This is a genomic window from Mesorhizobium sp. M0909 (genome assembly GCF_040319515.1).
Taxonomy (GTDB): Bacteria; Pseudomonadota; Alphaproteobacteria; order Rhizobiales; family Rhizobiaceae; genus Mesorhizobium.
The window spans coordinates 1-20,717 of the sequence record NZ_JAMYOA010000005.1 but is presented as its reverse complement, the minus strand read 5'-3'; the positions used below and the strand labels follow the sequence as shown (position 1 = coordinate 20,717).

23 protein-coding genes and 2 pseudogenes are annotated in these 20,717 nt (G+C 63.7%); 6 read left to right on the top strand and 19 right to left on the bottom strand.

Annotated features, from left to right (window positions below):
- Nucleotides 1-8 precede the first annotated feature (8 nt).
- From dinB to NKH83_RS08840, 4 genes are all read right to left on the bottom strand, one after another.
- The gene (gene dinB / locus NKH83_RS08855) at nucleotides 9-1,250 is read right to left on the bottom strand and encodes a DNA polymerase IV (RefSeq protein WP_352803399.1); all 1,242 of its coding nucleotides are present in this window, start codon (nucleotides 1,248-1,250) and stop codon (nucleotides 9-11) included.
- A gap of 127 nt (nucleotides 1,251-1,377) precedes the next feature.
- Entirely contained in the window at nucleotides 1,378-1,926 is a 549-nt protein-coding gene (gene ybiA / locus NKH83_RS08850; protein ID WP_352803396.1) for a riboflavin biosynthesis intermediates N-glycosidase, read from the bottom strand.
- A gap of 99 nt (nucleotides 1,927-2,025) precedes the next feature.
- Nucleotides 2,026-2,484 carry a GNAT family N-acetyltransferase gene (locus NKH83_RS08845; RefSeq protein ID WP_254819680.1) on the bottom strand — a complete coding sequence of 153 codons (459 nt, stop codon included), beginning with the start codon at nucleotides 2,482-2,484 and terminating at the stop codon, nucleotides 2,026-2,028.
- Between the two features lie 71 nt (nucleotides 2,485-2,555).
- Nucleotides 2,556-2,918 carry a hypothetical protein gene (locus NKH83_RS08840; protein ID WP_352803392.1) on the bottom strand — a complete coding sequence of 121 codons (363 nt, stop codon included), beginning with the start codon at nucleotides 2,916-2,918 and terminating at the stop codon, nucleotides 2,556-2,558.
- A 188-nt stretch (nucleotides 2,919-3,106) separates the two neighbouring features.
- Between NKH83_RS08840 and NKH83_RS08835 the strand changes: the two genes are divergently transcribed.
- Entirely contained in the window at nucleotides 3,107-3,403 is a 297-nt protein-coding gene (locus tag NKH83_RS08835) for a hypothetical protein (protein WP_352507809.1), read from the top strand.
- Nucleotides 3,404-3,623: 220 nt separating this feature from the next.
- Here the strand turns inward: NKH83_RS08835 and NKH83_RS08830 are convergent, their stop codons facing one another.
- Nucleotides 3,624-4,319, bottom strand: a complete 696-nt coding sequence (locus NKH83_RS08830) for an XRE family transcriptional regulator (RefSeq protein ID WP_352803390.1) — start codon at nucleotides 4,317-4,319, stop codon at nucleotides 3,624-3,626.
- Between the two features lie 82 nt (nucleotides 4,320-4,401).
- Here NKH83_RS08830 and NKH83_RS08825 point away from each other — a divergent pair, with 82 nt between their 5' ends.
- The 3 genes from NKH83_RS08825 to NKH83_RS08815 all read left to right on the top strand — a co-directional run bounded on the left by NKH83_RS08825 (nucleotide 4,402) and on the right by NKH83_RS08815 (nucleotide 6,174).
- Entirely contained in the window at nucleotides 4,402-4,800 is a 399-nt protein-coding gene (locus tag NKH83_RS08825) for a hypothetical protein (RefSeq protein ID WP_352803388.1), read from the top strand.
- Between the two features lie 122 nt (nucleotides 4,801-4,922).
- Nucleotides 4,923-5,507, top strand: a complete 585-nt coding sequence (locus tag NKH83_RS08820) for a high mobility group family protein (RefSeq protein WP_352705285.1) — start codon at nucleotides 4,923-4,925, stop codon at nucleotides 5,505-5,507.
- 61 nt (nucleotides 5,508-5,568) lie between these two features.
- Nucleotides 5,569-6,174, top strand: a complete 606-nt coding sequence (locus NKH83_RS08815) for a DUF6456 domain-containing protein (protein ID WP_352705283.1) — start codon at nucleotides 5,569-5,571, stop codon at nucleotides 6,172-6,174.
- A gap of 44 nt (nucleotides 6,175-6,218) precedes the next feature.
- On the opposite strand, the gene NKH83_RS08810 is transcribed toward NKH83_RS08815, so the two are convergent.
- Both NKH83_RS08810 and NKH83_RS08805 read right to left on the bottom strand, forming a co-directional pair.
- Nucleotides 6,219-6,527 carry a hypothetical protein gene (locus NKH83_RS08810; protein WP_292664589.1) on the bottom strand — a complete coding sequence of 103 codons (309 nt, stop codon included), beginning with the start codon at nucleotides 6,525-6,527 and terminating at the stop codon, nucleotides 6,219-6,221.
- Between the two features lie 245 nt (nucleotides 6,528-6,772).
- Complete coding sequence (locus NKH83_RS08805) at nucleotides 6,773-7,090, bottom strand: hypothetical protein (protein WP_352803383.1); 318 nt, start codon at nucleotides 7,088-7,090, stop codon at nucleotides 6,773-6,775.
- Nucleotides 7,091-7,321: 231 nt separating this feature from the next.
- On the opposite strand from NKH83_RS08805, the gene NKH83_RS08800 reads away from it, so the two are divergent.
- Nucleotides 7,322-7,600, top strand: coding sequence for a DUF2285 domain-containing protein (locus NKH83_RS08800; RefSeq protein ID WP_352803380.1), 279 nt, complete (start codon nucleotides 7,322-7,324; stop codon nucleotides 7,598-7,600).
- A gap of 228 nt (nucleotides 7,601-7,828) precedes the next feature.
- Here the strand turns inward: NKH83_RS08800 and NKH83_RS08795 are convergent, their stop codons facing one another.
- From NKH83_RS08795 to NKH83_RS08785, 3 genes and pseudogenes are all read right to left on the bottom strand, one after another.
- Nucleotides 7,829-9,799 carry an acyltransferase family protein gene (locus NKH83_RS08795; RefSeq protein ID WP_352803378.1) on the bottom strand — a complete coding sequence of 657 codons (1,971 nt, stop codon included), beginning with the start codon at nucleotides 9,797-9,799 and terminating at the stop codon, nucleotides 7,829-7,831.
- A gap of 193 nt (nucleotides 9,800-9,992) precedes the next feature.
- Nucleotides 9,993-10,088 (bottom strand): annotated as a pseudogene (locus NKH83_RS08790) (alkylphosphonate utilization protein); the annotation flags it as partial.
- A gap of 259 nt (nucleotides 10,089-10,347) precedes the next feature.
- A complete protein-coding gene (locus NKH83_RS08785) occupies nucleotides 10,348-10,638 on the bottom strand; it encodes a hypothetical protein (protein ID WP_254819668.1) in 291 nt (96 codons plus the stop codon).
- Nucleotides 10,639-10,924: 286 nt separating this feature from the next.
- On the opposite strand from NKH83_RS08785, the gene NKH83_RS08780 reads away from it, so the two are divergent.
- Nucleotides 10,925-12,916, top strand: a complete 1,992-nt coding sequence (locus tag NKH83_RS08780) for an AI-2E family transporter (protein WP_502895556.1) — start codon at nucleotides 10,925-10,927, stop codon at nucleotides 12,914-12,916.
- A gap of 15 nt (nucleotides 12,917-12,931) precedes the next feature.
- Here the strand turns inward: NKH83_RS08780 and NKH83_RS08775 are convergent.
- From NKH83_RS08775 to NKH83_RS08735, 9 genes and pseudogenes are all read right to left on the bottom strand, one after another.
- A pseudogene (locus NKH83_RS08775) lies at nucleotides 12,932-13,087 on the bottom strand (phosphatidate cytidylyltransferase); the annotation flags it as partial.
- 28 nt (nucleotides 13,088-13,115) lie between these two features.
- Complete coding sequence (locus NKH83_RS08770; protein ID WP_352803375.1) at nucleotides 13,116-13,802, bottom strand: hypothetical protein; 687 nt, start codon at nucleotides 13,800-13,802, stop codon at nucleotides 13,116-13,118.
- A 177-nt stretch (nucleotides 13,803-13,979) separates the two neighbouring features.
- Nucleotides 13,980-14,912, bottom strand: a complete 933-nt coding sequence (locus NKH83_RS08765) for a phosphatidate cytidylyltransferase (RefSeq protein ID WP_352475733.1) — start codon at nucleotides 14,910-14,912, stop codon at nucleotides 13,980-13,982.
- Between the two features lie 22 nt (nucleotides 14,913-14,934).
- Nucleotides 14,935-15,597 (bottom strand): lysophospholipid acyltransferase family protein, encoded by a 663-nt coding sequence (locus NKH83_RS08760; RefSeq protein WP_254819667.1) that lies wholly within the window; start codon nucleotides 15,595-15,597, stop codon nucleotides 14,935-14,937.
- Between the two features lie 8 nt (nucleotides 15,598-15,605).
- Entirely contained in the window at nucleotides 15,606-16,034 is a 429-nt protein-coding gene (locus NKH83_RS08755; RefSeq protein WP_352803372.1) for a hypothetical protein, read from the bottom strand.
- Nucleotides 16,031-17,374 carry a phosphatase PAP2/dual specificity phosphatase family protein gene (locus NKH83_RS08750; protein WP_352803369.1) on the bottom strand — a complete coding sequence of 448 codons (1,344 nt, stop codon included), beginning with the start codon at nucleotides 17,372-17,374 and terminating at the stop codon, nucleotides 16,031-16,033. Before NKH83_RS08750 ends, NKH83_RS08755 begins: the two co-directional genes overlap by 4 nt.
- A 2-nt stretch (nucleotides 17,375-17,376) precedes the next feature.
- Nucleotides 17,377-19,164, bottom strand: a complete 1,788-nt coding sequence (locus tag NKH83_RS08745) for a bifunctional alpha/beta hydrolase/class I SAM-dependent methyltransferase (protein WP_352475554.1) — start codon at nucleotides 19,162-19,164, stop codon at nucleotides 17,377-17,379.
- Nucleotides 19,165-19,190: 26 nt separating this feature from the next.
- A complete protein-coding gene (locus NKH83_RS08740) occupies nucleotides 19,191-19,793 on the bottom strand; it encodes a CDP-alcohol phosphatidyltransferase family protein (protein ID WP_254819663.1) in 603 nt (200 codons plus the stop codon).
- Between the two features lie 109 nt (nucleotides 19,794-19,902).
- The coding region (locus tag NKH83_RS08735) for a hypothetical protein (RefSeq protein ID WP_352803365.1) at nucleotides 19,903-20,717 on the bottom strand (815 nt) is incomplete at its 5' end.

The window sequence follows — 20,717 nt, the reverse complement described above, 5'->3', positions numbered from 1 at the left end:
CGCGCAACTCACAATTCCTTCTCGGCCAGCTCCCGAAATGCGTCGGGAACCGACCGCTGTAGTCCGAGCGCGACCGAGGCGTAGCCGACCGCCTCCCAGCCGAAGCGGTCGCGGATCTTGTCGATGGCGCGATCCGCGATCCAGCGCGCCGCGCCCTTCCGGGTGCCGGGGCGGCGGCGGTCGTCGTCGAGCCCGAGCGGCAGCTCCAGTTGCAGCCCGGCATGCTGCTCCAGATGCGATACGGCGATCGCCAGCAGCGAGATGGTCTTTTCGTGCGGATGGTCGATGAGCACCTTGCGCACCAGCGCCTCGGCGATTTCGGCCAGCATGGCGGTTGCCGAAATCGGCTGGTCGAGCGTGACCGAGCGCGTCACCGAGCGCAAATCGGCAAAGCGGACACGAACCGTCACCGTGCGGCCGGGCCGGGATTTCGCACGCAACCTGGTGGCGACCCTGTCGGCCAGATGCAGCAAAGCGGGGACGAAGACCTGCTCGTCGGCCGGTTTTCGGCCGAGCGCCGATTGCGCGCCGGCCGAGCGCGCCCGGCGCTGCGTCTCAAGCTTGCGCGGATCGCGGTTCCACGCCAGCGCATTCAGTTTCTCTCCCGCCGCCGGCCCGAGCAGGCGCTCCAGCGCGCCACTGTTGGTCTTCGCCAACTCGCCGATGGTGTTGACGCCGATACCGGCCAGCCGCTCCCTGGTGACCGGGCCGACGCCCCACATCAGCTCGACCGGCAGCTCATGGAGGAATTCCAGCTCGTGGCGCGGATCGACCACCACGAGCCCGTCGGGCTTGGCCACTTGTGAGGCGATCTTGGCCAGATGCTTGGTGCGGGCCACTCCGACCGAGATCGGCAGGCCGAGCTCGGCCCGCACGCGGCGGCGTATCTTGCCGGCGATCTCGGCCGGCGAGCCGAACAAATGGGTGCAGCCGGCGACGTCGGCAAAGGCCTCGTCGATCGAAATCCGCTCGACCACCGGCGTGAAATCGCCGAGCACCTTGATTGCCGCATCGCCCAGCCGCTGATAGTCCTTGAAATGGCCGCCGACGAAAATGAGTTGCGGGCAGAGTTCCCGCGCCCGCCGTCCCGGCATGCCGCCGCGCACGCCGAACGCCTTGGCCTCATAGGATGCGGCAAGCACTACCCCGCCGCCGACGGCAATCGGCTTGCCGCGCAAGGCCGGGTCGAGCAATTGTTCGACCGAGGCATAGAAGGCATCCAGATCCGCGTGGAGGATGTTGGCTTCCATCCGGCCCGTTCGCTCGCGGCGGCTCGAACGCCGCATTGTCTCAAGTGTGATAGGAACATAAAGAGAACATTGCCGGCGGATTGTCAAGCAGCGGAAGCTGCCGCTGATGACGAGCGGGTGCCAATGTTCAGCCGCGCAGCCGGTCCCGGGCCTGCATCAGCGCGAATCCCAACAGGTTCTCGCCGCGCCACAGCAGCGGGTTCACTGCCCTCTCGTCATCCGCCGCAAGACCAATGCCCCACACCCGGTCGACAGGGCTGGCCTCGGCCAGCACCTTGTCATGCGTCGACAGCAGATAATCGCGCAGCACCGCATTCTGTCGGAACTTCTGAAAGCTCCCTTCGCAGACGATGCGATATTTGTCGGCATCCCATTTGGTGCCATCGAAGCCGCTCACCTGACGGCCAAGCTGCTTTGCCTGCTTGGGGCTCGTCGCCCTGAGGATTTGCGTTGCCGTCTGAGCATCACCGAACAGGCGAGCCTTCTCGGCCATCATCCAGTGTTCGGCAGTCGGATAGCTCAGGCCATCGATGGTAAAGGGCGCATGCCACCACTGGCTGAAGCACGACGCGGTTATGCGGCCGTCCTTGGACGGCTGATGGCCCCAGAAGAACAGAAACTTCTGCCGGGGCTTTGCGCGAAAGGCTTTTTCAAGCCACGGTCGGTCGTAAATCATGGGCGAATGGAGCAAGGCGATAGGCCGGCTTGTCAATGCTCCATCCAGGGTGGGGTAGCGAAGATGAGCAGTCGGCGCTGAATGCGATGAAATGCTGATCTACAGCGCCATCTTGTAGCCCAGATGACTGGCGGTGAAACCGAGGCGCTCGTAAAAAGCGTGCGCCTCCCGTCGACCTTTGTCCGTGGTGAGTTGGACGAAGCTGCAATTACGCGAACGGCACGTTTCAATCGCCCATTCGACCATCAGCTTGCCGACGCCGCGCGAGCGCCATTGCCGGGCGACGCGAACGCCTTCGATCTGGCCGCGCCAGGCACCCTTCCTGGAGATACCCGGAAGGAAGGTGAGTTGCAGGGTCCCGACCACTTGCCCGGCCTCGACAGCCACGGCCAGCAACTGGTTGGGATCGGCATCGATTGCGCTGAAGGCATCGAGATAGGATGGCGCAAGCGGCGTGGATGGGTCTTCCCGGTCTGCGCCGAGCACATCGTCGGCAAGCATTGCAACGATCGCCGGCAGGTCGGGCGCCTGCGCGCGACGGAATTCGATCTCGCTCATCGCGCGAAGACATACGGTGCGACGTCGGCGATCGCAATATCCGTTTTGACTTGCAAGGGAGGCCAGCGCCTTCAGGTGCTCTCGAGCGCCCAGAGGCGATGGCCGTAGCGGCGGAAGAAGCGGGCGAAGAGGCGCTGCTGTCTGGCACGGGCGAGGTCGGCGGCGCGCCTTTCCTGCCGCCAGCGCGGCATGTTGCGGAACATCGACAGGAAGCGGGCGGCGTCCTCGAGTGCCTCCTCGGCTGTCTGCGCCGGGCGGAACGCCGCCAGGAACAGAACGCGGCTCGGCTTCATCTGGTCAATCGCCGCCTTGCGCTGGCGATGGCCCTGGCGTGCCTTGCGGATGCCGTCCTGGCGGATGGCCGCGAAAGCGGCAAGCAGGGCCGGGCTGTCGCCGCTATAGCCGCAGGCATGGGCGAACTGGGCTGGGTTCATCGTCGTTTCCTTGCTGCCGGCCGGCTGCGGTTCTGTGGCTGGCGCCGATTCCAGCCCGCATGATATATAAGCATAACTCAAATAGTTGAACAAGCGAAACTTTAACTCTGATGTAAGCGGAACCGACTCGACTCCGCCCCGAAAACCGATAATGATGTGGAACAAAGCAGGAACAATGGGGATGGGCTATGGCATTGGCGGGCAAGGAAGCGACGATCGCCGATGTCGTCTCGATTGCCGTCGAGTGCATCGATTGCGGCCGTAACAGGTGGTGGAAGCCGGCCGAGCTCAAGCGGCATGGGGTGAGGCCGGAGACGCCGCTATCAGCGCTTTCGGGGCGCCTCATCTGCAAGGCTTGCCGTGCCGATGGCCTGCCGGGCGCCGCCGTTTCGATCCAGGCCGCCTTCATCGACGACCGGCAACGGGTGCGCGCCGAGGCGCGCCTGCTCAACGGTCGAGAGCCGGAGCAGTCGAGGCGGGCTTGAGGGGAGGGCGTGCTGCTCTTCCCTTCTCCCCTTGTGGGAGAAGGTGGCCGAGCGAAGCTCGGTCGGATGAGGGGTGCTGGAAGGATCGCTACTAGGAAGATGTAAGGCTCTAAAAATCGTTCCGTATTTTTGACGCCGAGTTTCTTCCAGCACCCCTCATCCGGCTCGGCGCTGTGCGCCGATCCACCTTCTCCCACAAGGGGAGAAGGGAAAACCCTCCTCAATACCCCAGCAGTTCCTTGAGCGGGATGACGCGGAAGACGTTCTTGATGGCGTAGCGGTTGAAGGTCAGCGTCTTGGGCGGATTGTACTGTTCGACGATCAGCTCGGCGGCGGTGCGCTTGACCAGCTTCTTGATGAAGGCCTTGCCGTTTTGCTCGTTCTCTTCGGGCAGCGTCTCGATCACCACATGGTCGCCGGGCACGGCGTCGCGGCCGCCGCAATAGATCATCTCGCCGGGCTCGTAGCGCGGCACCATCGAATCGCTCAGCACGTGCAGCGCAAACACATTGCGCAGATGCCGGATCCCCGGCGGCCGCTGGACATAGCCGGCCGGCTGGCCGTTGAAGGTGAAGTCGCCATCGTCGCCGCCGACGGCGGTGCCGAGAAGCTGGATGTCCATCGGCCCGGCGGGCAGGGGGCCGGGATCGGTGACGATCTCGGCATCGGCGACCGGTCCGGCGTCATCGAGGAAGACGACCTCGCCCTTGCCGAGCGCCACCGGGTCGACGCGCAGGAAAGCGGCGGTCTTCAAAAGGTTCTCGGTCTTGGGCAGGTTGCGCCCGGTCTCCCAATTGCCGACGGCAGCGACGTCGGTGTCGTTGTGCTCGGCAATGTGGCGCATCACCAGGCCGCGCTGCTTGCGCGCCCGGCGGATCGCCGCTCCGACCTTGATCGACAGTGCAGTTTTCGCCATGGCTCCATCTGAGACGTAAGATTCGGTTTCGTCTATGCAAGAATCGCTTGCATTGTGATTTGAGTTATGCTCTTATGTTGGCATGCACAAGTCGCTTCACCAGCTCTCGGTCATCGAATCCGCCGTTCAGCGTGCCGGCAGCGTTCGCCTGGAGGCGGTACCCCAACCGATCGCCGAGGCCATGCATGTGCCAACCCTTTCCCCTTCGTCGCGGCTGTCCTCCTCCCCGGCCGGGACGATGCCCGAGGCTCGCGCCTCGGATCCGGCAGCGCAAGCGGCCGGAACGGCCGGAGCCGTTCCCCTCACGGCTCCGGCCACGAATTACCTGCCGGTCGGCAATGCGGATGCTGCGGTTTCCTGCATCCGCACCGAAGACGGCACGGGCATCGCGTTCGACAAGCGGACGGGCAAGGCAGTGTCCGGCGCAACAAGGCAGGCGGCCGAGATGAAGCTCGACCGCAGCAGACCACGAGAAGGCTGACCGCCTTTCAAGCCTGAGGCGGGCGAAGCCGGCGCCGCACACACAACCATCTTTGCAGGGAACAAAACATCATGGCCGCCCGCTATTCCGCCTCTGAATTGGAACAAATCGAGAACTTATTGATGAGCGGGCTGTCGGCCGCGAAGATCGCCACCCGGTTGACCGCGCTGGGCGGCCGCCCGGCCTCGCGCGCAGCCATCATCGGTATCGTCCACCGCACCGCCCGTCTGCGCGCCATCGGCCTTGCCAGATCCAAGGGCCGGTGTGGCGGACGCTCGGGCGGCCGGCTCGGAGATTCGGCGCCTGAGCCATCAAATGCCGCAAGCCAAGCGGAGGCCGATCCGAAGGCCGAGCCACGCTGCCGCCCCGCCAGGCTGTCGGCCAGGCTGGCGCCGCCGGCCTGGCAGCCGGGTCCGGCTCGGATCACCGGGTCCGATGGCGGGCCGCTCGAAATGCCGGCGCCGCGCCCGATCGCCGCCGGCGGCCGCCAGCCACATTTCGCCGCCATGCGCTTCATCGATTGCCTTTTCGACCGTTGCCGCGCGCCGCTCGACACGACGCTGCAGGAGGATGCCGAAAACGATGCCACCGGCAGTCGCCCCGGTTTGGACATGCTGTGCTGCGGGCTGCGCACAAAGCCTTCGAAAAGTTACTGCGCCTATCACGCGGCGCGCTTCCTGCGCACGCTGCCGGCCGAAACGATTTGAGCCCAGTGGATGACGGAAATTCGCCAGAGCCCGACGACAAAAAACCAGGAGGACCGAGCCGATGAGCAGCAAAACCGCCCAGAAGACCAAAGCCAGGCCGCCGCGATTGCCGAAGGGCGAGGCCGAGCAGGTGCGCATCCGCAAGGAGATCGGCCATGATTTCGCGCTGAAAGACGACAGGTTCGGCCGCAAGCGGCTGGCCAAAGGAACACAGGAGGCGGCGCGCCTCTATGAGGTCTCCAATGACGGCCACACTGCGACCGGCGGCATCGTGCGGGTGCGCAATGTCGACCCGCTGAGCGGCCTCACCTCGCTGTCGCGCCAGCAGCGCGAGGCGGGGATGCGCTACCGCCAGGATTTCCGCAGTTCGTCGGAGGCAACCGCCAAGCCGATGGCTTGGGCCGAGCGTGTCGACGGCGGCCGCACTGGCAGCGGCGTCGCAGAACACATCCTGGCCGCCGGCCGCGACCATGCCGAGGCCACCAGGGCGCTTGTTCATTGGGAGATCGCCGGCATCGTGCAAAAGGTCTGCTGTGCCGACGCAACGGTCAAGAGCCTGGCCGAACAGGCGGGCGAACCGCGCGACGTGGTGGTGAAACTACTCAAGATCGGGCTCGACATATTGGCCGTGCATTACGGCATGATGCTGATGCGCAAGCCGAGATGAGGAGCCCCGCCGATCCGGCCGGCACTACCGGCCGGATCGATCCGTCAACGACGGCAGACACGGATTCTTTCGATGATCCGGTGGTGATGACGCCAGTGCCTGATGACTTCGGTATGGCACCGCCGGTGGTACCGGTACCGGTAGCGCGGCGCGTAGTCCTCGTTATAGACATCATAGCGGTAACGGGGGACGTACTCATCGTCGTAATCGGAATACCGATGGTGGCGATAATAATAGTCGTCGTCATAGCCGTTGCCGATGCCGATCGTGACGCTGCCGCCGGCATTGGCCGGGCCAATCACGGAAGCCGCCGACGCGATGGCGATCACCGAGGCAAGCAGGAGCTTCTTCATAGCTACCTCCTTCATTAACGTCCCTCTAATAGAAAAACCCGCGAGGGGCAGGCTCGTTCCACAAATTAGCAAGATGCCCCGAACCGAGAGCCCCAATTAGCGCCGCGTGGGCGAAAACGCCTCTGGCTGTGCGGCAGGGTGGCCGTCGACGCAAGCCTCGAGCTGTTGTGGTCCGCGCCGTATGTATCCCGGTGTCCCGTCAAACAGCGACAATCAGGCGGTGCCAGTCCCGTCACCTTGCCGATCTATAGGACATGCCCCAGTTCCAGCAAAACGAAAGCGGTCGCACCCAGCACAGCAAGGGCGTAGGCCGCATAAAGAACAAGCAGCATCACCTCAAAGTCCCGGACGAAACTAGCGGCAATCCTGGTCTCCTGAGGCTCCGCTTTCTCGATGCGGTCGGCTTCCAGCTGCTCCGTTGCCACGACGAGGCAGACTATCCTGTCGTTGTCGGCCGCCTGCAATATCCGTTCGGTCAAATCGACTGCAATCACTGGGTCATCGGCCAACTGATCCCGCGATAGCCGGCTTTCAGTGACGGTCTGGATTTCACGCTTTCTCACGCACGCATAATTGTGCCGACTAAATTAGGTTCCACTGAAATACATAGTAAAATACATAGATTGCGTCCACCCGATCGCGATGGGTGAGGCGTGAGCCCAACTGGGCGGGGAACCCCCGCCCGGGGTCCGCATTTGTCGACCGTCGAGGCGAAATCTCTATCCGCATCCTCCGATCAAAGGGCGCGGGCTTCTTCATAGGCTGCTACGATGCGCCAGTGCTGGTAGGTCGCAATGCTAAAGCCGCCAAACCTTCATATCGCGAACGCAGCGCCGACGTCTTCGGTTCTGACCGGTTATGACGAAGATCGCATGCTTACTTATATCCGGCTGCTCGACGCTTCGGCGGAAGGGACCGATTGGCGTGAGGTCGCCCGCATCGTTCTGCATATTGATCCGGAGCGGGAGCCGGAGAGGGCTTTCCGGGCGTGGGCGACACATTTGGCGCGTGCACGATGGATGACCAGGAAGCGGAACGAACTGCGCCAATTGCATGATGAGTGGTGGGGATGAGCACCATCTAGGAACCGCCGTCCCGGTCTGGCCGTTGAGGGAGGAGGCCAACATGGAAAAGCGACCAATGACTTCTTGGCGAGCCAATACTTTCGAGCTGTGCTGCCTTCTTGCAGTTCCGCTGTCGCTTATCCTTACCGTTTTACTGGCTGGTCTCATCCTTAGCTGACCTGGCGTGGGTTGCTCGCCAAGGGCTGGTCGGTCGTGATCCGACAAGATCCCGCACTGTTACTTCACAGCCGCCGCCATCACATTCGAAAACAGCGCCCGTTCCACCGCCGGCTCCAGCGTTTCGGCGAAGGGCGTTGCCAGGTGGTGGCGGTCGCGGAAGGCTAGTTTGCCGTCGATGAAGACGTGGCAGGTGGTCTGGTCGCAAAACCGGTCGGTCATGTCGATGTAAGTGGCGTTCGGCGTCGAGCGCACGATGTCGCGCTCGACTGTGGCGATGTCGTCGTTTGCCGCCATGATCCTCGGCGTGTCGCATGTCGCGGGCGTCTGGCCCCGCCACAGCGCGCGCGCCACGCATTTGTCGGCGTAGCTTGCATTGTAGGGAACGTCCCTGATGACCGCGACCTTGATGCCGGCCTGGCTGAAGGCCTGAAGCGTCCAGGTGAGGCCCGTCCGCCACTGCGCTTGCCAATCGGCGTGCTTCAACTCCTCGGGCGATTCCTTCATCACATTGCCGATCGAGAATTCCGAAATCACCACCACTTGCGGGTGCAGCGCGATGATGTCCTTGACCGACTGCTCGCGCCACTGGTCGCATTCGGTGTAGTCGCGCTTCAGCCGCCAGTTCCAGGTCGTCACCCGCGAAGCTCGGCAGGAGGATTTGAGAAAGGTGACGACGCGAAAATTGTTCTTCTCGGCCGCCTTGATCAGCGGCGTCGACCAATGGTCGGCATGCGAGTCGCCGAACAGCACGACCGAGCGTTGGGCATCCTTGCGGCCGAACATGCAGGGCTTCGGCTTGACGGTCTCGAAATCGAGCACGCAGCCGCCATTGGTCGCGCGCACGGTGGAGAGTTGGGCGGCGCTGTCGGCGATGACGTGCTGTTCGGGGCTGAGATTGTGCTCGGCAAAGCGCGCATTGCCATAGGCCGCCACCACGCCGGCGCCGGTCAGCGCGACGGCGGGCACCAGCGCCCGCGCTGCTCCGGCCATCAGCCAGCCATTGCGGCGGATCGGGTTCTCGACGAAATGATAGGTGAACATCGACAGAAGCAGCGTCAGCGCCGCGCAGGCAAAGCGGTCCAGGATGGACAGGTTGGGAACCACCATTGCCGCGTAGACGATGACTGGCCAGTGCCAGAGATAGAGCGAATACGACAGCCGGCCCAGCCATTGCATGGGCGGCAGCGCCAGCACTGCGCTCGGCAGATTGCGGCCGCCGCTGCCGCTGAGCAGCAGCAGCACGGTGCCGGCGACAGGCGCCAGCGCATTCACCCCGGGAAACGGTGAGTCTTCGTCCAGCATCAGATAGGCCCAGGCAATCAGCACCAGACCGAGGCATGCCTGGAGCGTGGCGAGCAGCGGCCGGTCGCGCCAGATCTTTGCCGGCGCCATGGTCGCGAGCCCGCCGGCGGCGAATTCCCAGGCCCTGAGCGGCGAGAAGTAGAAGGCCCAGGGCTGCGACACTTCCGTCAGCCAGGCGCAGGCGGCGAAGGAGGCTAGGCCGGCGAGGCCAATGACGATTATAGCGGTGCGCTTGCCCGGGCGCAGCCATGCGGCCATCAAAAGCAGCGCCGGCCATGCCAAATAGAATTGTTCTTCGACCGACAGCGACCAGAAGTGGATGAAGGGGTTGTTGGTGGCGTCGGCGGCGAAATAGTCGAACGACCAGCGGATCAGCCAGAGGTTGATCATGTAGGCGGAGGCGAACATAGCGCCTTTCGAATAGAGCGCCTGTTCCTCCGGCGACAGGATGAAGTAACCAGCAAACAGCGTGGCGAGAATGACGAACAGTGCCGCCGGCAGCAGGCGCCGGGCGCGCCGGGCGTAGAAGCGCCAGAGGTTCAGCCGCCCGGTTTCGGTTATTTCCGTAACCAGGTGTTTTGTAATCAGGTAGCCGGAGATGACGAAGAAGATGTCGACGCCAGCAAAGCCGCCGGGCAGGCCGGAGAGACCAAAATGGAAGGCGATGACACCCGCCACCGCCAGTGCGCGCAGCCCTTCGATGTCAGGCCGAAATGATGCCGACACAATCACCTCGTGCAAGGAATGCCCACCTCGCAGAGGCTCGACCCGATGCGCCGATATTGCAATGCAACAAATCTAACGCAGTGCAACATAGGGCGAGGGGACAGGCTCCTCCCACTCGTCGCATGGGCGATTCGCTCACATTGGCGGTTCAGTCATGAGGCGATTGATATGGAAGCGAAGGGTGCCGAGGCGATCAGGCCTTTTTCAAAAACTCGGTCTTCAGCACCAGGCCCTTCACCTGCCTGGTGCTGCATGCGATCTCGCCTGGATTGCCGGTGCCGGCAATGCCATGCGGAGGCTAACCGGCGGGCTGCGAGCAGACGGGACCGCTCGGGGTGGCATTGCCACTCCGCGACATGCGTTCCGACCAGGCCATGCCGATGGCGCCACGGCAATCGAACAAAAGCCGTGGCCTTCATTGCGCGGACATTCCGGCGTAGCGACATCAAATGGCTGAACGCCCGCCGGTGCAGACTGGAAGGTCGCACAATGGCGGACCTGCCCGCCTTTCGCTTGGTCCGTTATTGCAATCGGCAAGAAGCCGGCGGTCACTTGTTACCGAGCTGGTTGGCCATCTTGCAGAAGTCGGCATGCGTCTTGGCAATGCCGGCGTCGCTGCATTCCTTCAACACCATGGCCCGGTCGCTCGTGGACATGGCCATCCATGCGGTCTTGAATTCGGCTTCCGACTTCATGCTCTTCATGCCGGCGTCGGTGAAGAAGGGTGACATTTTCTGCGGATCGTCGAGCGCCGAAGTGCCAGTGGCACCGGCGGCGAGCGCTGCGCCGGTCATCATCGAAAGCGCCATCGCGCCCATGCAAAGCATCTTGATGTTCATGATCATTCCTCCTGAGCTGCTGCTTTGAGGTTGTCCATCAGCGATCTACGAAGGAACGGTGTTTTGACCCAAAAGTTCCGCGTTCTGGCGCAGACATGGAACAGGATTGCCCGTGACGCCATTTATGCAAAAAATTCTACCGTGACTGAATAGCCGCGCTGCCGATCTGAAGCCCGACAAAGCCAACGAAGGTCCAGGCAATCGGTGTCCAGTTGGGGGAGGCGCTGCGACGTTGCACGCCGGCTCAATATGCCCGATCATGACGACGGCGGGGCGGAGGTATAAAGTGGCGGCAAATCGTCGAAACGGCGCGCACCTGGCGGAGCCCCGGCGGGCGGGTATTGTTGCCGCTGCCAGGGCGCTTCCGCACACATCGTTGCCCAGCGTAGCGTCGGTCGTGACGGCCGTCGCGGCGCTCTATTTCGGGCGCGAGGTCTTTCTGCCGATCGCAATCGCCCTGCTGCTTACCTTTGCGCTTGTACCGATGGTGTCGGCACTCAAGCGCGCCGGCATTCCGCGTCTTCCTGCCGTGATCGCGAGCGTGCTCGGCGCATTCACGGTGCTGGCGCTGTTCTCCTTCATCGTCGCCACGCAGGTTAGTGAACTGGCGCAGAACATCCCGCTTTACCAGGCTAATATCCTGACCAAGGTCCGGTCCCTCAAGGACACCGGCGTCGGCGGCGGTATCGTTTCCAGATTGAGCCGGGTGATCGAACGCGTCGGCCAGGAACTCGACAGACCCGGACCTGTGCAACCCGCCGCCGATCAGCCTCCGCGGGAGCCGATCCCGGTCGAAATCGTCGCGCGCGAACGACCGCTCGAGGTTCTCCAGAATCTGATCGGCCCGCTGCTGAGCCCGCTGGCATCGGCCGGGCTGATCGTCGTGGTCGTCATATTCATGCTGCTCGAGCGGGAAGACCTGCGCGATCGTTTCATACGTCTCGTCGGCTACGGCGATCTGCATCGAACCACCGAGGCGCTGCAGGATGCCGGCAAGCGGGTCGGCCGATATCTGCTCATGCAATTGGTCGTGAACATCGTCTATGCCGTACCGATTACGTTCGGGCTTTGGGTTCTGGGCATACCCAATCCATTGTTGTGGGGCTTGCTGGCGCTGGCGCTGCGCTTCGTTCCCTATATCGGCCCGGTCATCGCGACGCTGCTGCCTCTGTTCCTGGCGCTGGCCGTGGCGCCCGGCTGGTCGCTCGTGCTATGGACCGCCGGGCTTTTCGTCGTGGTGGAACTGATCACCGGCAACGTGATCGAACCTTGGCTCTACGGCTCGCGCACCGGGCTGTCGCCATTGGCCATCATCGTGGCGGCGATCTTCTGGACCTGGCTTTGGGGGCCATTGGGCCTGGTTCTGTCGACGCCGCTCACGGTCTGCCTCGTCGTGCTCGGCCGCCATGTGCCGCAGTTCGAATTCCTCGACGTTCTGTTCGGCAACGAACCCGTGCTCGAACCGCACGCCCGGCTTTACCAGCGGCTGCTGGCCGGCGATCCCGAGGAAGCGACAGACCATGCCGAGGAGATGCTGGAGGAAAACTATCTGGTCGAGTTCTACGACAAGGTCGCGATTCCCGCACTTCTGCTCGGCGAGCAGGACCGTGTGCGTGGTGTGTTGAGCGATGAGCAAAGACAGCAGGTCGCCGGCAGCGCGCTGACGATGGTGGCGAACCTCGACGACAGCGCGCAGGAGGAGGCGGAAGCGGACGATACGGCCGCGGCCGAGGACAACGGCGTACGCGAGGACAAGCAGATTCAGGGGGAGGACGAGGACGACACCGAACTGCCGGATGGCACGGGCATGTCGGTGCTGTGCGCCGGAGGGCGCGGCGAACTCGACGACGCCGCTGCCGCCATGCTGGCGCAGGTGCTCGAAGTCCAGGGCGCTACGGTGTTGAGGGCGAGCTTCGCCGATCTGGAACCGGGAAGCATTCGCCGCCTTGAACTCGACGCCGTCGATACCGTCGTCGTCGGATTTTTGAACCGCGATTCCGTCAAGCACGGCCGGTTCCTGGTCCGTCGGCTGAAACGCGCCAAACCAAGGTTGCGGGTGGGCGTCGTATTGTGGTCGGAGCCCGACAGCGACAACCAGGAGGCAGACGCCAGATTGGCCAATGAGATCAACGCCGATTTCGTCTCACACGGCATGGTCGGCGCGGTGATCGGCGCGTTGTCCAGCGCTCCGCCGGTGGCGCTGAAGGCCACCGCCAAACGCCGCATGCGCCGCCTGACGCCGGCGCGCAAGAAAGAGCCGCTCGCCGCGGCAAAATGAGACCGCAGCTCGCTCTCAAATCCAGAAATACCGCACGGTATGAAAAAACACCGGGGCGGCGAAGACCAGGCTGTCGGCACGATCCATCATGCCGCCATGGCCCTCGATCAGATGGGCCCAGTTCCTTCACCCCTGGTCGCGCTTGATGGCGGAGGCGACCAGCCCGCCCAGAGAGTTGCCCCTCCTCGGTGGCCTGACCTTATTCAGCCACCTTCGCCACGATGCAATCCAGCGAAGGAAGTGGCGTCAAACCGTCCCTAGTTCCTTCTCTTGGCTCGGCGTTTCCGTCCCCTTCAGCAGCACATTCATAGGTCGCTTGAATCACCAAGCCCCGGATTGTCGCGTCGGGAAGCGTCAAGTAGTCGAAGTATCCATCCTTCGTTGGAAATCCTTGCAAGTAATCAAGTGCGGCATGGACGCATCCGTCAAGCGTTCCCGTGTCCTTGTCGCGAAAGTTGAGCTCGTTTACCAAAACGACACCTACGGACGCCCAAGTGTCTCTGCTTATAAACTTATAAGCCGTACATCCGTTTAAACTGACCTCCGCCTTTGCAACGAAATCTTTGTATGATGGCAGCAGGCGGGAACTGGTTAAGGCCGACGCGGCAAAGGCCGGGAAAAGACCATTCAGATCGCCTCTGAGAACTTTATATCGCTCGATCGAGCTGCTTACGTTCAGGCGATCGGCTACAACTTCGTAGGGCCGACGCCATATTGGCCAAACATAGATTTTCCTATCATACGGCAGCGATCGCAAATAGTTAACGGCTGCGTCTTTAGTGGCCTGCGCACGAACAACTTCTTTTTCAGTCGGCCAAGCTCGACTGCTCAATAGCATCACTGACAGCGACGCGTATAACCATATCTGGAGCGCCCTATAGGTCATCATCCCACCGCCAAAGAACGTGCCAGAACTCTCTGGCTGGAGGAGGCTTAACAGACCTTAGAACGAAACGGCCAGCCAGATTGCTGCATTAGCTCGATTCTTAATGACGGAGGGGGGCCTTTAAGTGCCGAATGCGATCAGCCGTGTCGGGCACCCCGCTTGCAGCTGAATCGCCCCTCACGTCCAGAAATACCGCACGGTATGAAAAAACACCGGGGCGGCGAAGACCAGGCTGTCGGCACGGTCCATCATGCCGCCATGGCCTTCGATCAGATGGCCCCAGTCCTTGACGCCCTGATCGCGTTTGATGGCGGAGGCGACCAGCCCGCCGAGGAAGCCCATCAGGCAGGCGATGAAGGCGACGCCGGCTGCCTGCAGCGGCGAAAACGGCGTCAGAAACGACAGCAGCGCGCCGAGCAGGCTCGATGCCGCTAGCCCGCCGACCAGCCCCTCCCAGGTCTTCGACGGCGAGACCGTCGGCGCCAGGAGATGCCGGCCGAACAGCTTGCCGAAGATATATTGCAGCACGTCGCTGCCTTGCACGGTGATGATCAGGAAAGCGATCAGCAACAGGTTGCGGCCTTCGAAGCCAGGCACCTCGAGCGTCAGCAGCGCCGGCACGTGGCTGACGCAATAGACCGAAATCATGACCGCCCATTGCTGCGCCGAGACGCGCTCGAGAAAGCGCTCGGTGTCGCCGTGCAGCGCGGTGATCGCCGGCATTAGCAGGAAGCAGTACACCGGGATGAAGATGGTGAACAGGCCATACCAGGCGGTCCACACCAGCCAGTACTGGAACGGGATGACGATGCCGAACATGCCGAGCAGCACCCAGTGGTCGCTGCGGCGGCTGTGCGTCAGCGTCACGAATTCGCGCAACGCGGCGAAGGAAATCAGCGCGAACAGGATGGTCATGCCGGGGCGGCCGAAGAAGAAGGCAACGGTGATCGCCACCACCATCACCCACCAGGCATTGATGCGCTGGGTGAGGTTGACCAGCGTCGGCGACAACGGCTTTGGCGCGCGCCATGACAAGACGCCGGCGACGACGCTGGCGCTGATCAGCACCGCCAGCAGGCCGACAATCAGAATGAGGGTTTCGTGCATCATCGGCAGCATTTTGCCTTGGTCCTCAATCGTCTCGCTCCGGCCGGGGGTTCAGCGCCAGCAGCGTTTCGCGGGCGCGGTCGAGAAAGGCGCGGCGTTCCTCACCAGGTTGAATGGCGATCGGCGCGCCGAAGACGACGCGGCAGAGCAGCGGCACCGGCACGAATTGCCCCTTGGGCAGCACCCGCGACATGTTCTCGATCCAGCAGGGGATGAGCTCGACATCGGGCCGCGCCATCGACAGATTGTAGAGGCCGGAGCGGAACGGCAGGAGCGGTTCGTCGGTCATGTTGCGCGTGCCTTCGGGAAACAGGATCAGCGAATGGCCCTGGTCGAGCACCGACAGCATGATCGAGATCGGGTGCTGCGTTTCATCCGTCCACTGCCGGTGGATCAGCACGGAAGACAGCATGTCCTCAGCAATGAACCGGCGCAGCCGCGTCTTGCCCCAATAATCGGCGGCCGCCACCGCATGGGTACGGGCGCGTTCCTTCTCGCTGAGGCAGGCCGACAGCAGGATGAAATCGCCGTGGCTGGCATGGTTGGCGAAGTAGATGCGCTGCCGGTCCGATGGCTGGCTGCCGTTCCAGATCGGCCGCACGCCGGTGACCGCCCAGGCCAGCGCCGACAGGCCGACCGAGGTCACCGTCTGCAGCAGGGTATAGGTGCTGACGCGAAGCTTTGTCATGGACGGGCTCAAAAGAATGCCGCGACGAGCGAGGCCGCCGCGAACAGGCCGAACGCGATGCGCTGCTTGGCGAGCAGGCGGCGCGTGCCGGCCATCCGCTGCTCGAGCGAGCGGCCGCCGGCCGCCGTGGACTTCAGCCGCATGCGCGCCAGCACGTCGTCGATCGCCGCGCCGCCGCCTGCCTCGCTGGCGTGGCTGGCCATCAACCGAAACAGCAGCGCGTCGAACAAAAGCAGGGCCGAGAGAATGATTGTGGCTATGGCACTTGCGGCGGCGATCTGCCAGGCTACCGCGGACAGCGACGATGTTTGCGGCGCAGCCGCCAGGCCGATGACCGGCGCCGCCAGGAAGGCAGCAGCAATCAGCAGCAGCGGCCATGCCACCTGCACCATCAGCCCGGCAGCGAACGCTTCGGCCCTGTCACGATAGAGGGTCATGCCGGTGCGTCCGTGCAAAGATGCACCGGCCGGCCCGCGGCGGCGAGCTTGCCTCGCGCCTGATCGGGCGTGGCGGCCCGGCCGCTGGCGACCAGCCATTCGGCGACCACGGCGGCGCTGCGTTGGAAGCCGAGCGCACAGCAGACCAGCACCGCGCCCTGCTTCTGCGCCGCCTCGATCGCCGCCACCGCTTGCGCACGCGCCTCGCGAGACGGCGGCAAAAGGTCGACCATGGGCAGGCTCACCCAGCGGATCGAGGCGCCACGCGGCCTTTCCAGTTCGCCGGCAAGGTCGATCACCGTGCCGAAAGGGTCGGCTTCGGCGGTGGTCGGAAAACGGCCAAGGGAAACACCGTCGGCAATGACGATATGCGCCGGAAGCTTTCGCGTCCATGCCCACACATTGGCCTTGGCGCCAAGGCGGTAGGGCCAAAGCAGTAGACGGCTGGCCAGCGACACGCGGCCATCGGCTGTTTTCTGGAACACTTTGGCGCCGGCGCCGGCATAGGCGAAAGCGACTATGGCCAGCGCCAGTGCCGGCCACAACAGGATGAGCCACAGCGCCGAGACCAACGCGCCGGCAGCGGCGCCGGTCAGAGCAAGGCTTGCGCCGAGCGCATAGAACAGCGCCAACCGCCGCGCCTTCGGGTCAGCGCTCAGGCGGAAGCCGGTGAACGGCAGCTCGCTGTTGCGCGGAAACAGCCACAGGGCGAAAAGGCCGAGCAGCGCGCCGGTCGGAATGTCGATGAAATGGTGCTGCCACGTCGTCAGCACCGAGGCGCCGATCAGGAAACACCAGACATGCCAGGCGAAGCCGGCGATGCCGGTCAATCTGTAACGCCAATGGTCCCAGATGATGACCAGCAGCGCGATATGCAGCGACGGCGCCTGGTTGAAGGGTTTGTCGAAGCCGCCGAGCACGGCGAACAGGAAGCCGGGCAGGCCGCTCGTCTGCGGGCGCACGAAGGTTGCCGTCAGCGGGAACAGGATGAAGCAGGCGACGGCGACGAGCTGCGCCGTCAGATAGCGGCCGGCAAGGCGGTCGACGCCGCTCTTCGAATTGTTCAACAGCAACGACAAACCATAGAACAGGTTGATCGACCAGTAGGGCGCGATCGTCCAGGCAAGGAACGGGATGCCATGCTCCCAGCCGAAGACGATGCTGCCCACATCGTCGCGCCGCGACGCCAGCCAATTGGCGAAGCCGTAGGTGGCGTAGAAGAACGGCGCCAGAAATGCCAGCCACAATGCGGCGCGCAGGACTATCCCGGGATACGGCTCGCGCGGCAAGGCCGGAAGGGCAGGGGCATCGCGAGGTAAGGCAGAGGCAGGCAAGTCCATGTTCAGACGCGCCGCGCGACCGAAACGGTGAAGATGCCCCACTGGTCGATGCGCTGGTCGAGCTTCTCAAACCCGGCGGCCGCCACCAGCTGGTCCATCTCGGCCTGTGTGCGGCGGCGCATCACCCAGGCCTGGCCGCCGCGATGCGAGGTCAGGCTGCGCGCGATCATCTCGAGCTGCGGATGCCAGGGCTGGTTGGTATAGACGAGCAGGCTTCCCGGCTGCATGGCGGTGGCCAGTCCACCGAGCGAGCGGGCGATCACGGTATTGTCGGAAAACAACTCATAGAGTCCCGAGACGATGGCGAGATCCGGCGCCGGGTCGAGCCCGGCCAGCATCGTGGCGTCGAAGGCGTCACCTTGATGGAAAGTGACGCTCGCCGGCAGCTGGCGCTCGGCGATCAGCTTGCGGCCGAGCGAGACGTTGAGCTCGGAGAAATCCTGCAGCCGTACGGTTGCCGGCGGCTCGGCGCATTTCTGCACGGCATCGAGCACGTAGCGGCCATGGCCGGCGGCGATATCGACGATATGGACCGGCCGGCCGGCGGCCTTGAACGAGGCGGCGGCGCTGCCGATCAGTTCTTCCAGATGCAGCTTGCGCTGGCGGATGCCGCGCCAGCCGATGGCATCGAGAAAGGTGCGGTCGATCATGCGGCCGATGGGGCTGATGCCCCGCGCCTCGTTCTCGTAGACATAGTCGAGCGTCGAGCCCGAATCGAAGCCGGTGGCAATCCCCGTCTTCATACCGGACGACAGCCAGGCGCCCATGCGGATCGAAGCGCGGCTCATTGCCCAGTAGAGGCCCCTTAGCGACAGCAGCGGCAGCGGCGAGGCCAGCCGGTCGGCCTCGTCGCGCGTGTAGCTGGCGCGGTCGGCCTCGGTCAGGTCGATTGGCTTTTCCGACGCCGCGAATTGCTTTTCAAGGAAAGGCCTGATCAGGTCGAGTGCCTTGTGGCGGTCGCGCTCGCCCAGCGTGTCGTGGAAGAAGCCGGGCAGCACATGCCGCTCCTTGGCCGGGCTCGCCAGATTGACGAAAAACTCGTGCTGCGGTTCATGCCGCACCACCCAGTCACTGCCGGAGATCAGAAGCTGTGTCGGCACAGTGATGGCGCGGGCGTCGGCGACGATGCGCGCGGCATGGTCGTAGAGCTCGACCAGGATGTTGGAGGCGATCGGCCGGGTGATCAGCGGGTCGGCGTCGAAGGAGGCGATACGCTCGGGGTCATGCGTCAGGAATTTCGCCTTGACGTAGGAATTCACGAAGAAGCGGCCCTTCAGCTTCTGCCACAACGCAATGCCATGCTTGGCGAAGGGCACGTAGAGCTTGACCGAGAAGGCTGGCGAGGCCAGCACCAGGGCGCGAATGTCGGGCGCGTAATCGTGCACCCAGGCGGCGGCAAGTACGGCGCCGAAGGATTGCGCGATCAGCGCGATGTCGCGCCGGGCAAAACCGTCGCTGTCGATCTCGCGCACAAAACAATCGATGTCGCGCACCAGCGCGGCAAACGACGGCGCATAGCCGCGTTCGCCGGCGGAGCGGCCATTGCCGCGCGCGTCCCACGCATAGAAGGCGTGGTCGGGCATCTGGAACTCGTCGACCAGATGCGCCATACGGCCGCCATGCTCGTGGCCGCGGTGGAACAGCAGGATGGCGCCCTTGGGGTTTTCCGACAGCGCCGGCCAATAGCGATAGAAGATCTCTGTGCCATCGTGGCTCTTGAAGCTGCGCTCCTGCGCCACCCGCTCGATATTGACTGAAGCCACGGCGGCAACCGTCTGTTGGTGAAGCATATTGTTCTCCCTGGCGAGACCGGAATTCAGCTACCGCTCCCGTTAAGGCCGCTGCGTATCCGGTTGATGGCGGTCGCCAGCGAGAGTGTAGCCATGGCCGGAAACACGAGCGGCGTGAGCGCCGGGACCCACAGGCCGGACGCGATAAGCACGGCGAGGATGCCAAGCGCCAGCGCCCGGTCGCTTTTGCCGAACGGGCCGGCATAGTTGCGCCCAGCTCCGGCCGCGATGCCGAGCACGCCGGCGAATTCCGCGATCATAGCCGCGATAGCGAATGCAACGACGCCCCAGGCAGGAAAAATGACGGTAAAGGCCAGGATCAAAGCGAGATCGGAGACGACATCACAAAGCTCGTTGAGATACATGCCGAGCGTCGAGGCCTGGCCATGTTCCCTTGCGAGCATGCCGTCAATGGCGTTTAGCGCCATTCGCGTAAACAGCACGAGCGGCATCAGCAGAAAGACCGCGCGGCGGCCTGCAAGGGCTGCCACCGCAAGGCCGGCGGCGAGCGAGAGGGCAGCGGCCAGCAGTGTGATCTGGTTGGCGGTGACGCCGGCCTTGGCCAGGCCGTCGGCAAGCGGCCGCAGCCTGGCCTGGAAGGCCGGTTTCAGCGCATAAAGCGTCGGCATGTGCGAACCCCCCGGCCGCGGTGCAAATGATGTTGGCGAGGATGGTCAATTGGCGCGCAAGACGCAAGGGCGGCGCCCTGCCACTTTTCGACATCCGGATATGTCGGCGCTAGCTTTTCCTGTCATTGTCGACCGGGAACCGTGCTGGCAAGCTTTCTTCGGCCGTGGCCCAGGCGCGACTATGATAACGCCGCAGGACGAGAATGCATGTCGCGAAGACCGCCAGCCCGCAAATCACGCCGGGCGACATGCCTCCGCCGAAAGCGGACTTAACAACGATGCCGGTGAAGGCGCCGGCGATGGCGCCGTTGATCGTGCCCACCATCCCAGCGGTGGTCATGAAATATTGCAGCGGCGAGGGGCGGAGGCCCTTGTCGACCAGCACCGCCGAGAGGTCGTCATGCGTGGAGTTGACAAGGTATCTTTGCAGGACCGGCGCCAGCTCGACGAAATAGTGGCGGATCCTGGCCATGCCGCGGGCATGCACCATGTCCTCGATGGCAACCTGCACAGCGCGCACGAAGGTGACCAGGCCGATGAAGAAAAGGCAAGGTAGCAAGATAAGGCTGAACAACACGAACGGCCTGCCCATCTCCGTGACCTGGGCGACGAAGGACAAGGCAATCGTTGCGCTCGAGACCGAGGTCAGGAACAGATTGGCTCGCTGGTTCGCTTCCTGAATGGTCGCGGCGCGAGCGTTTTGCAGCACGACATGCTCGGTCGTCAGGCACCGCAAGACTTGCTGCGCCTGGTCAGGCGGAACCGGAGCGTCAGGAGAACGGGTCATCGACATTGCCCGCTTCTGCCCGCCGGAACCGGCAGGGCAGAAGCGGGCATCGTCCTGCTGCGAGCCATCAGGACTTGCCGTTGCCGCCGTTGATGGCGATACGCTTGGCCTTGGCCTGAGCGCGCTCCGTCTTCGGC

Excerpts from the sequence above, each read along its gene's own strand:
- NKH83_RS08815 (WP_352705283.1), top strand. The coding sequence starts at position 5,569 with ATGAGCAGCAAAACCGCCCAGAAGACCAAAGCCAGGCCGCCGCGATTG.
- NKH83_RS08845 (WP_254819680.1), bottom strand. The coding sequence starts at position 2,484 with ATGAGCGAGATCGAATTCCGTCGCGCGCAGGCGCCCGACCTGCCGGCG.
- NKH83_RS08755 (WP_352803372.1), bottom strand. The coding sequence starts at position 16,034 with ATGACCCTCTATCGTGACAGGGCCGAAGCGTTCGCTGCCGGGCTGATG.
- NKH83_RS08820 (WP_352705285.1), top strand. The coding sequence starts at position 4,923 with ATGAGCGGGCTGTCGGCCGCGAAGATCGCCACCCGGTTGACCGCGCTG.
- NKH83_RS08830 (WP_352803390.1), bottom strand. The coding sequence starts at position 4,319 with ATGGCGAAAACTGCACTGTCGATCAAGGTCGGAGCGGCGATCCGCCGG.
- dinB (WP_352803399.1), bottom strand. The coding sequence starts at position 1,250 with ATGGAAGCCAACATCCTCCACGCGGATCTGGATGCCTTCTATGCCTCG.
- NKH83_RS08770 (WP_352803375.1), bottom strand. The coding sequence starts at position 13,802 with ATGACCTATAGGGCGCTCCAGATATGGTTATACGCGTCGCTGTCAGTG.
- NKH83_RS08835 (WP_352507809.1), top strand. The coding sequence starts at position 3,107 with ATGGCATTGGCGGGCAAGGAAGCGACGATCGCCGATGTCGTCTCGATT.
- NKH83_RS08785 (WP_254819668.1), bottom strand. The coding sequence starts at position 10,638 with ATGAACATCAAGATGCTTTGCATGGGCGCGATGGCGCTTTCGATGATG.
- NKH83_RS08750 (WP_352803369.1), bottom strand. The coding sequence starts at position 17,374 with ATGGACTTGCCTGCCTCTGCCTTACCTCGCGATGCCCCTGCCCTTCCG.
- NKH83_RS08810 (WP_292664589.1), bottom strand. The coding sequence starts at position 6,527 with ATGAAGAAGCTCCTGCTTGCCTCGGTGATCGCCATCGCGTCGGCGGCT.
- NKH83_RS08760 (WP_254819667.1), bottom strand. The coding sequence starts at position 15,597 with ATGACAAAGCTTCGCGTCAGCACCTATACCCTGCTGCAGACGGTGACC.
- NKH83_RS08765 (WP_352475733.1), bottom strand. The coding sequence starts at position 14,912 with ATGATGCACGAAACCCTCATTCTGATTGTCGGCCTGCTGGCGGTGCTG.
- ybiA (WP_352803396.1), bottom strand. The coding sequence starts at position 1,926 with ATGATTTACGACCGACCGTGGCTTGAAAAAGCCTTTCGCGCAAAGCCC.
- NKH83_RS08740 (WP_254819663.1), bottom strand. The coding sequence starts at position 19,793 with ATGCCGACGCTTTATGCGCTGAAACCGGCCTTCCAGGCCAGGCTGCGG.
- NKH83_RS08745 (WP_352475554.1), bottom strand. The coding sequence starts at position 19,164 with ATGCTTCACCAACAGACGGTTGCCGCCGTGGCTTCAGTCAATATCGAG.
- NKH83_RS08840 (WP_352803392.1), bottom strand. The coding sequence starts at position 2,918 with ATGAACCCAGCCCAGTTCGCCCATGCCTGCGGCTATAGCGGCGACAGC.
- NKH83_RS08825 (WP_352803388.1), top strand. The coding sequence starts at position 4,402 with ATGCACAAGTCGCTTCACCAGCTCTCGGTCATCGAATCCGCCGTTCAG.
- NKH83_RS08800 (WP_352803380.1), top strand. The coding sequence starts at position 7,322 with ATGCTAAAGCCGCCAAACCTTCATATCGCGAACGCAGCGCCGACGTCT.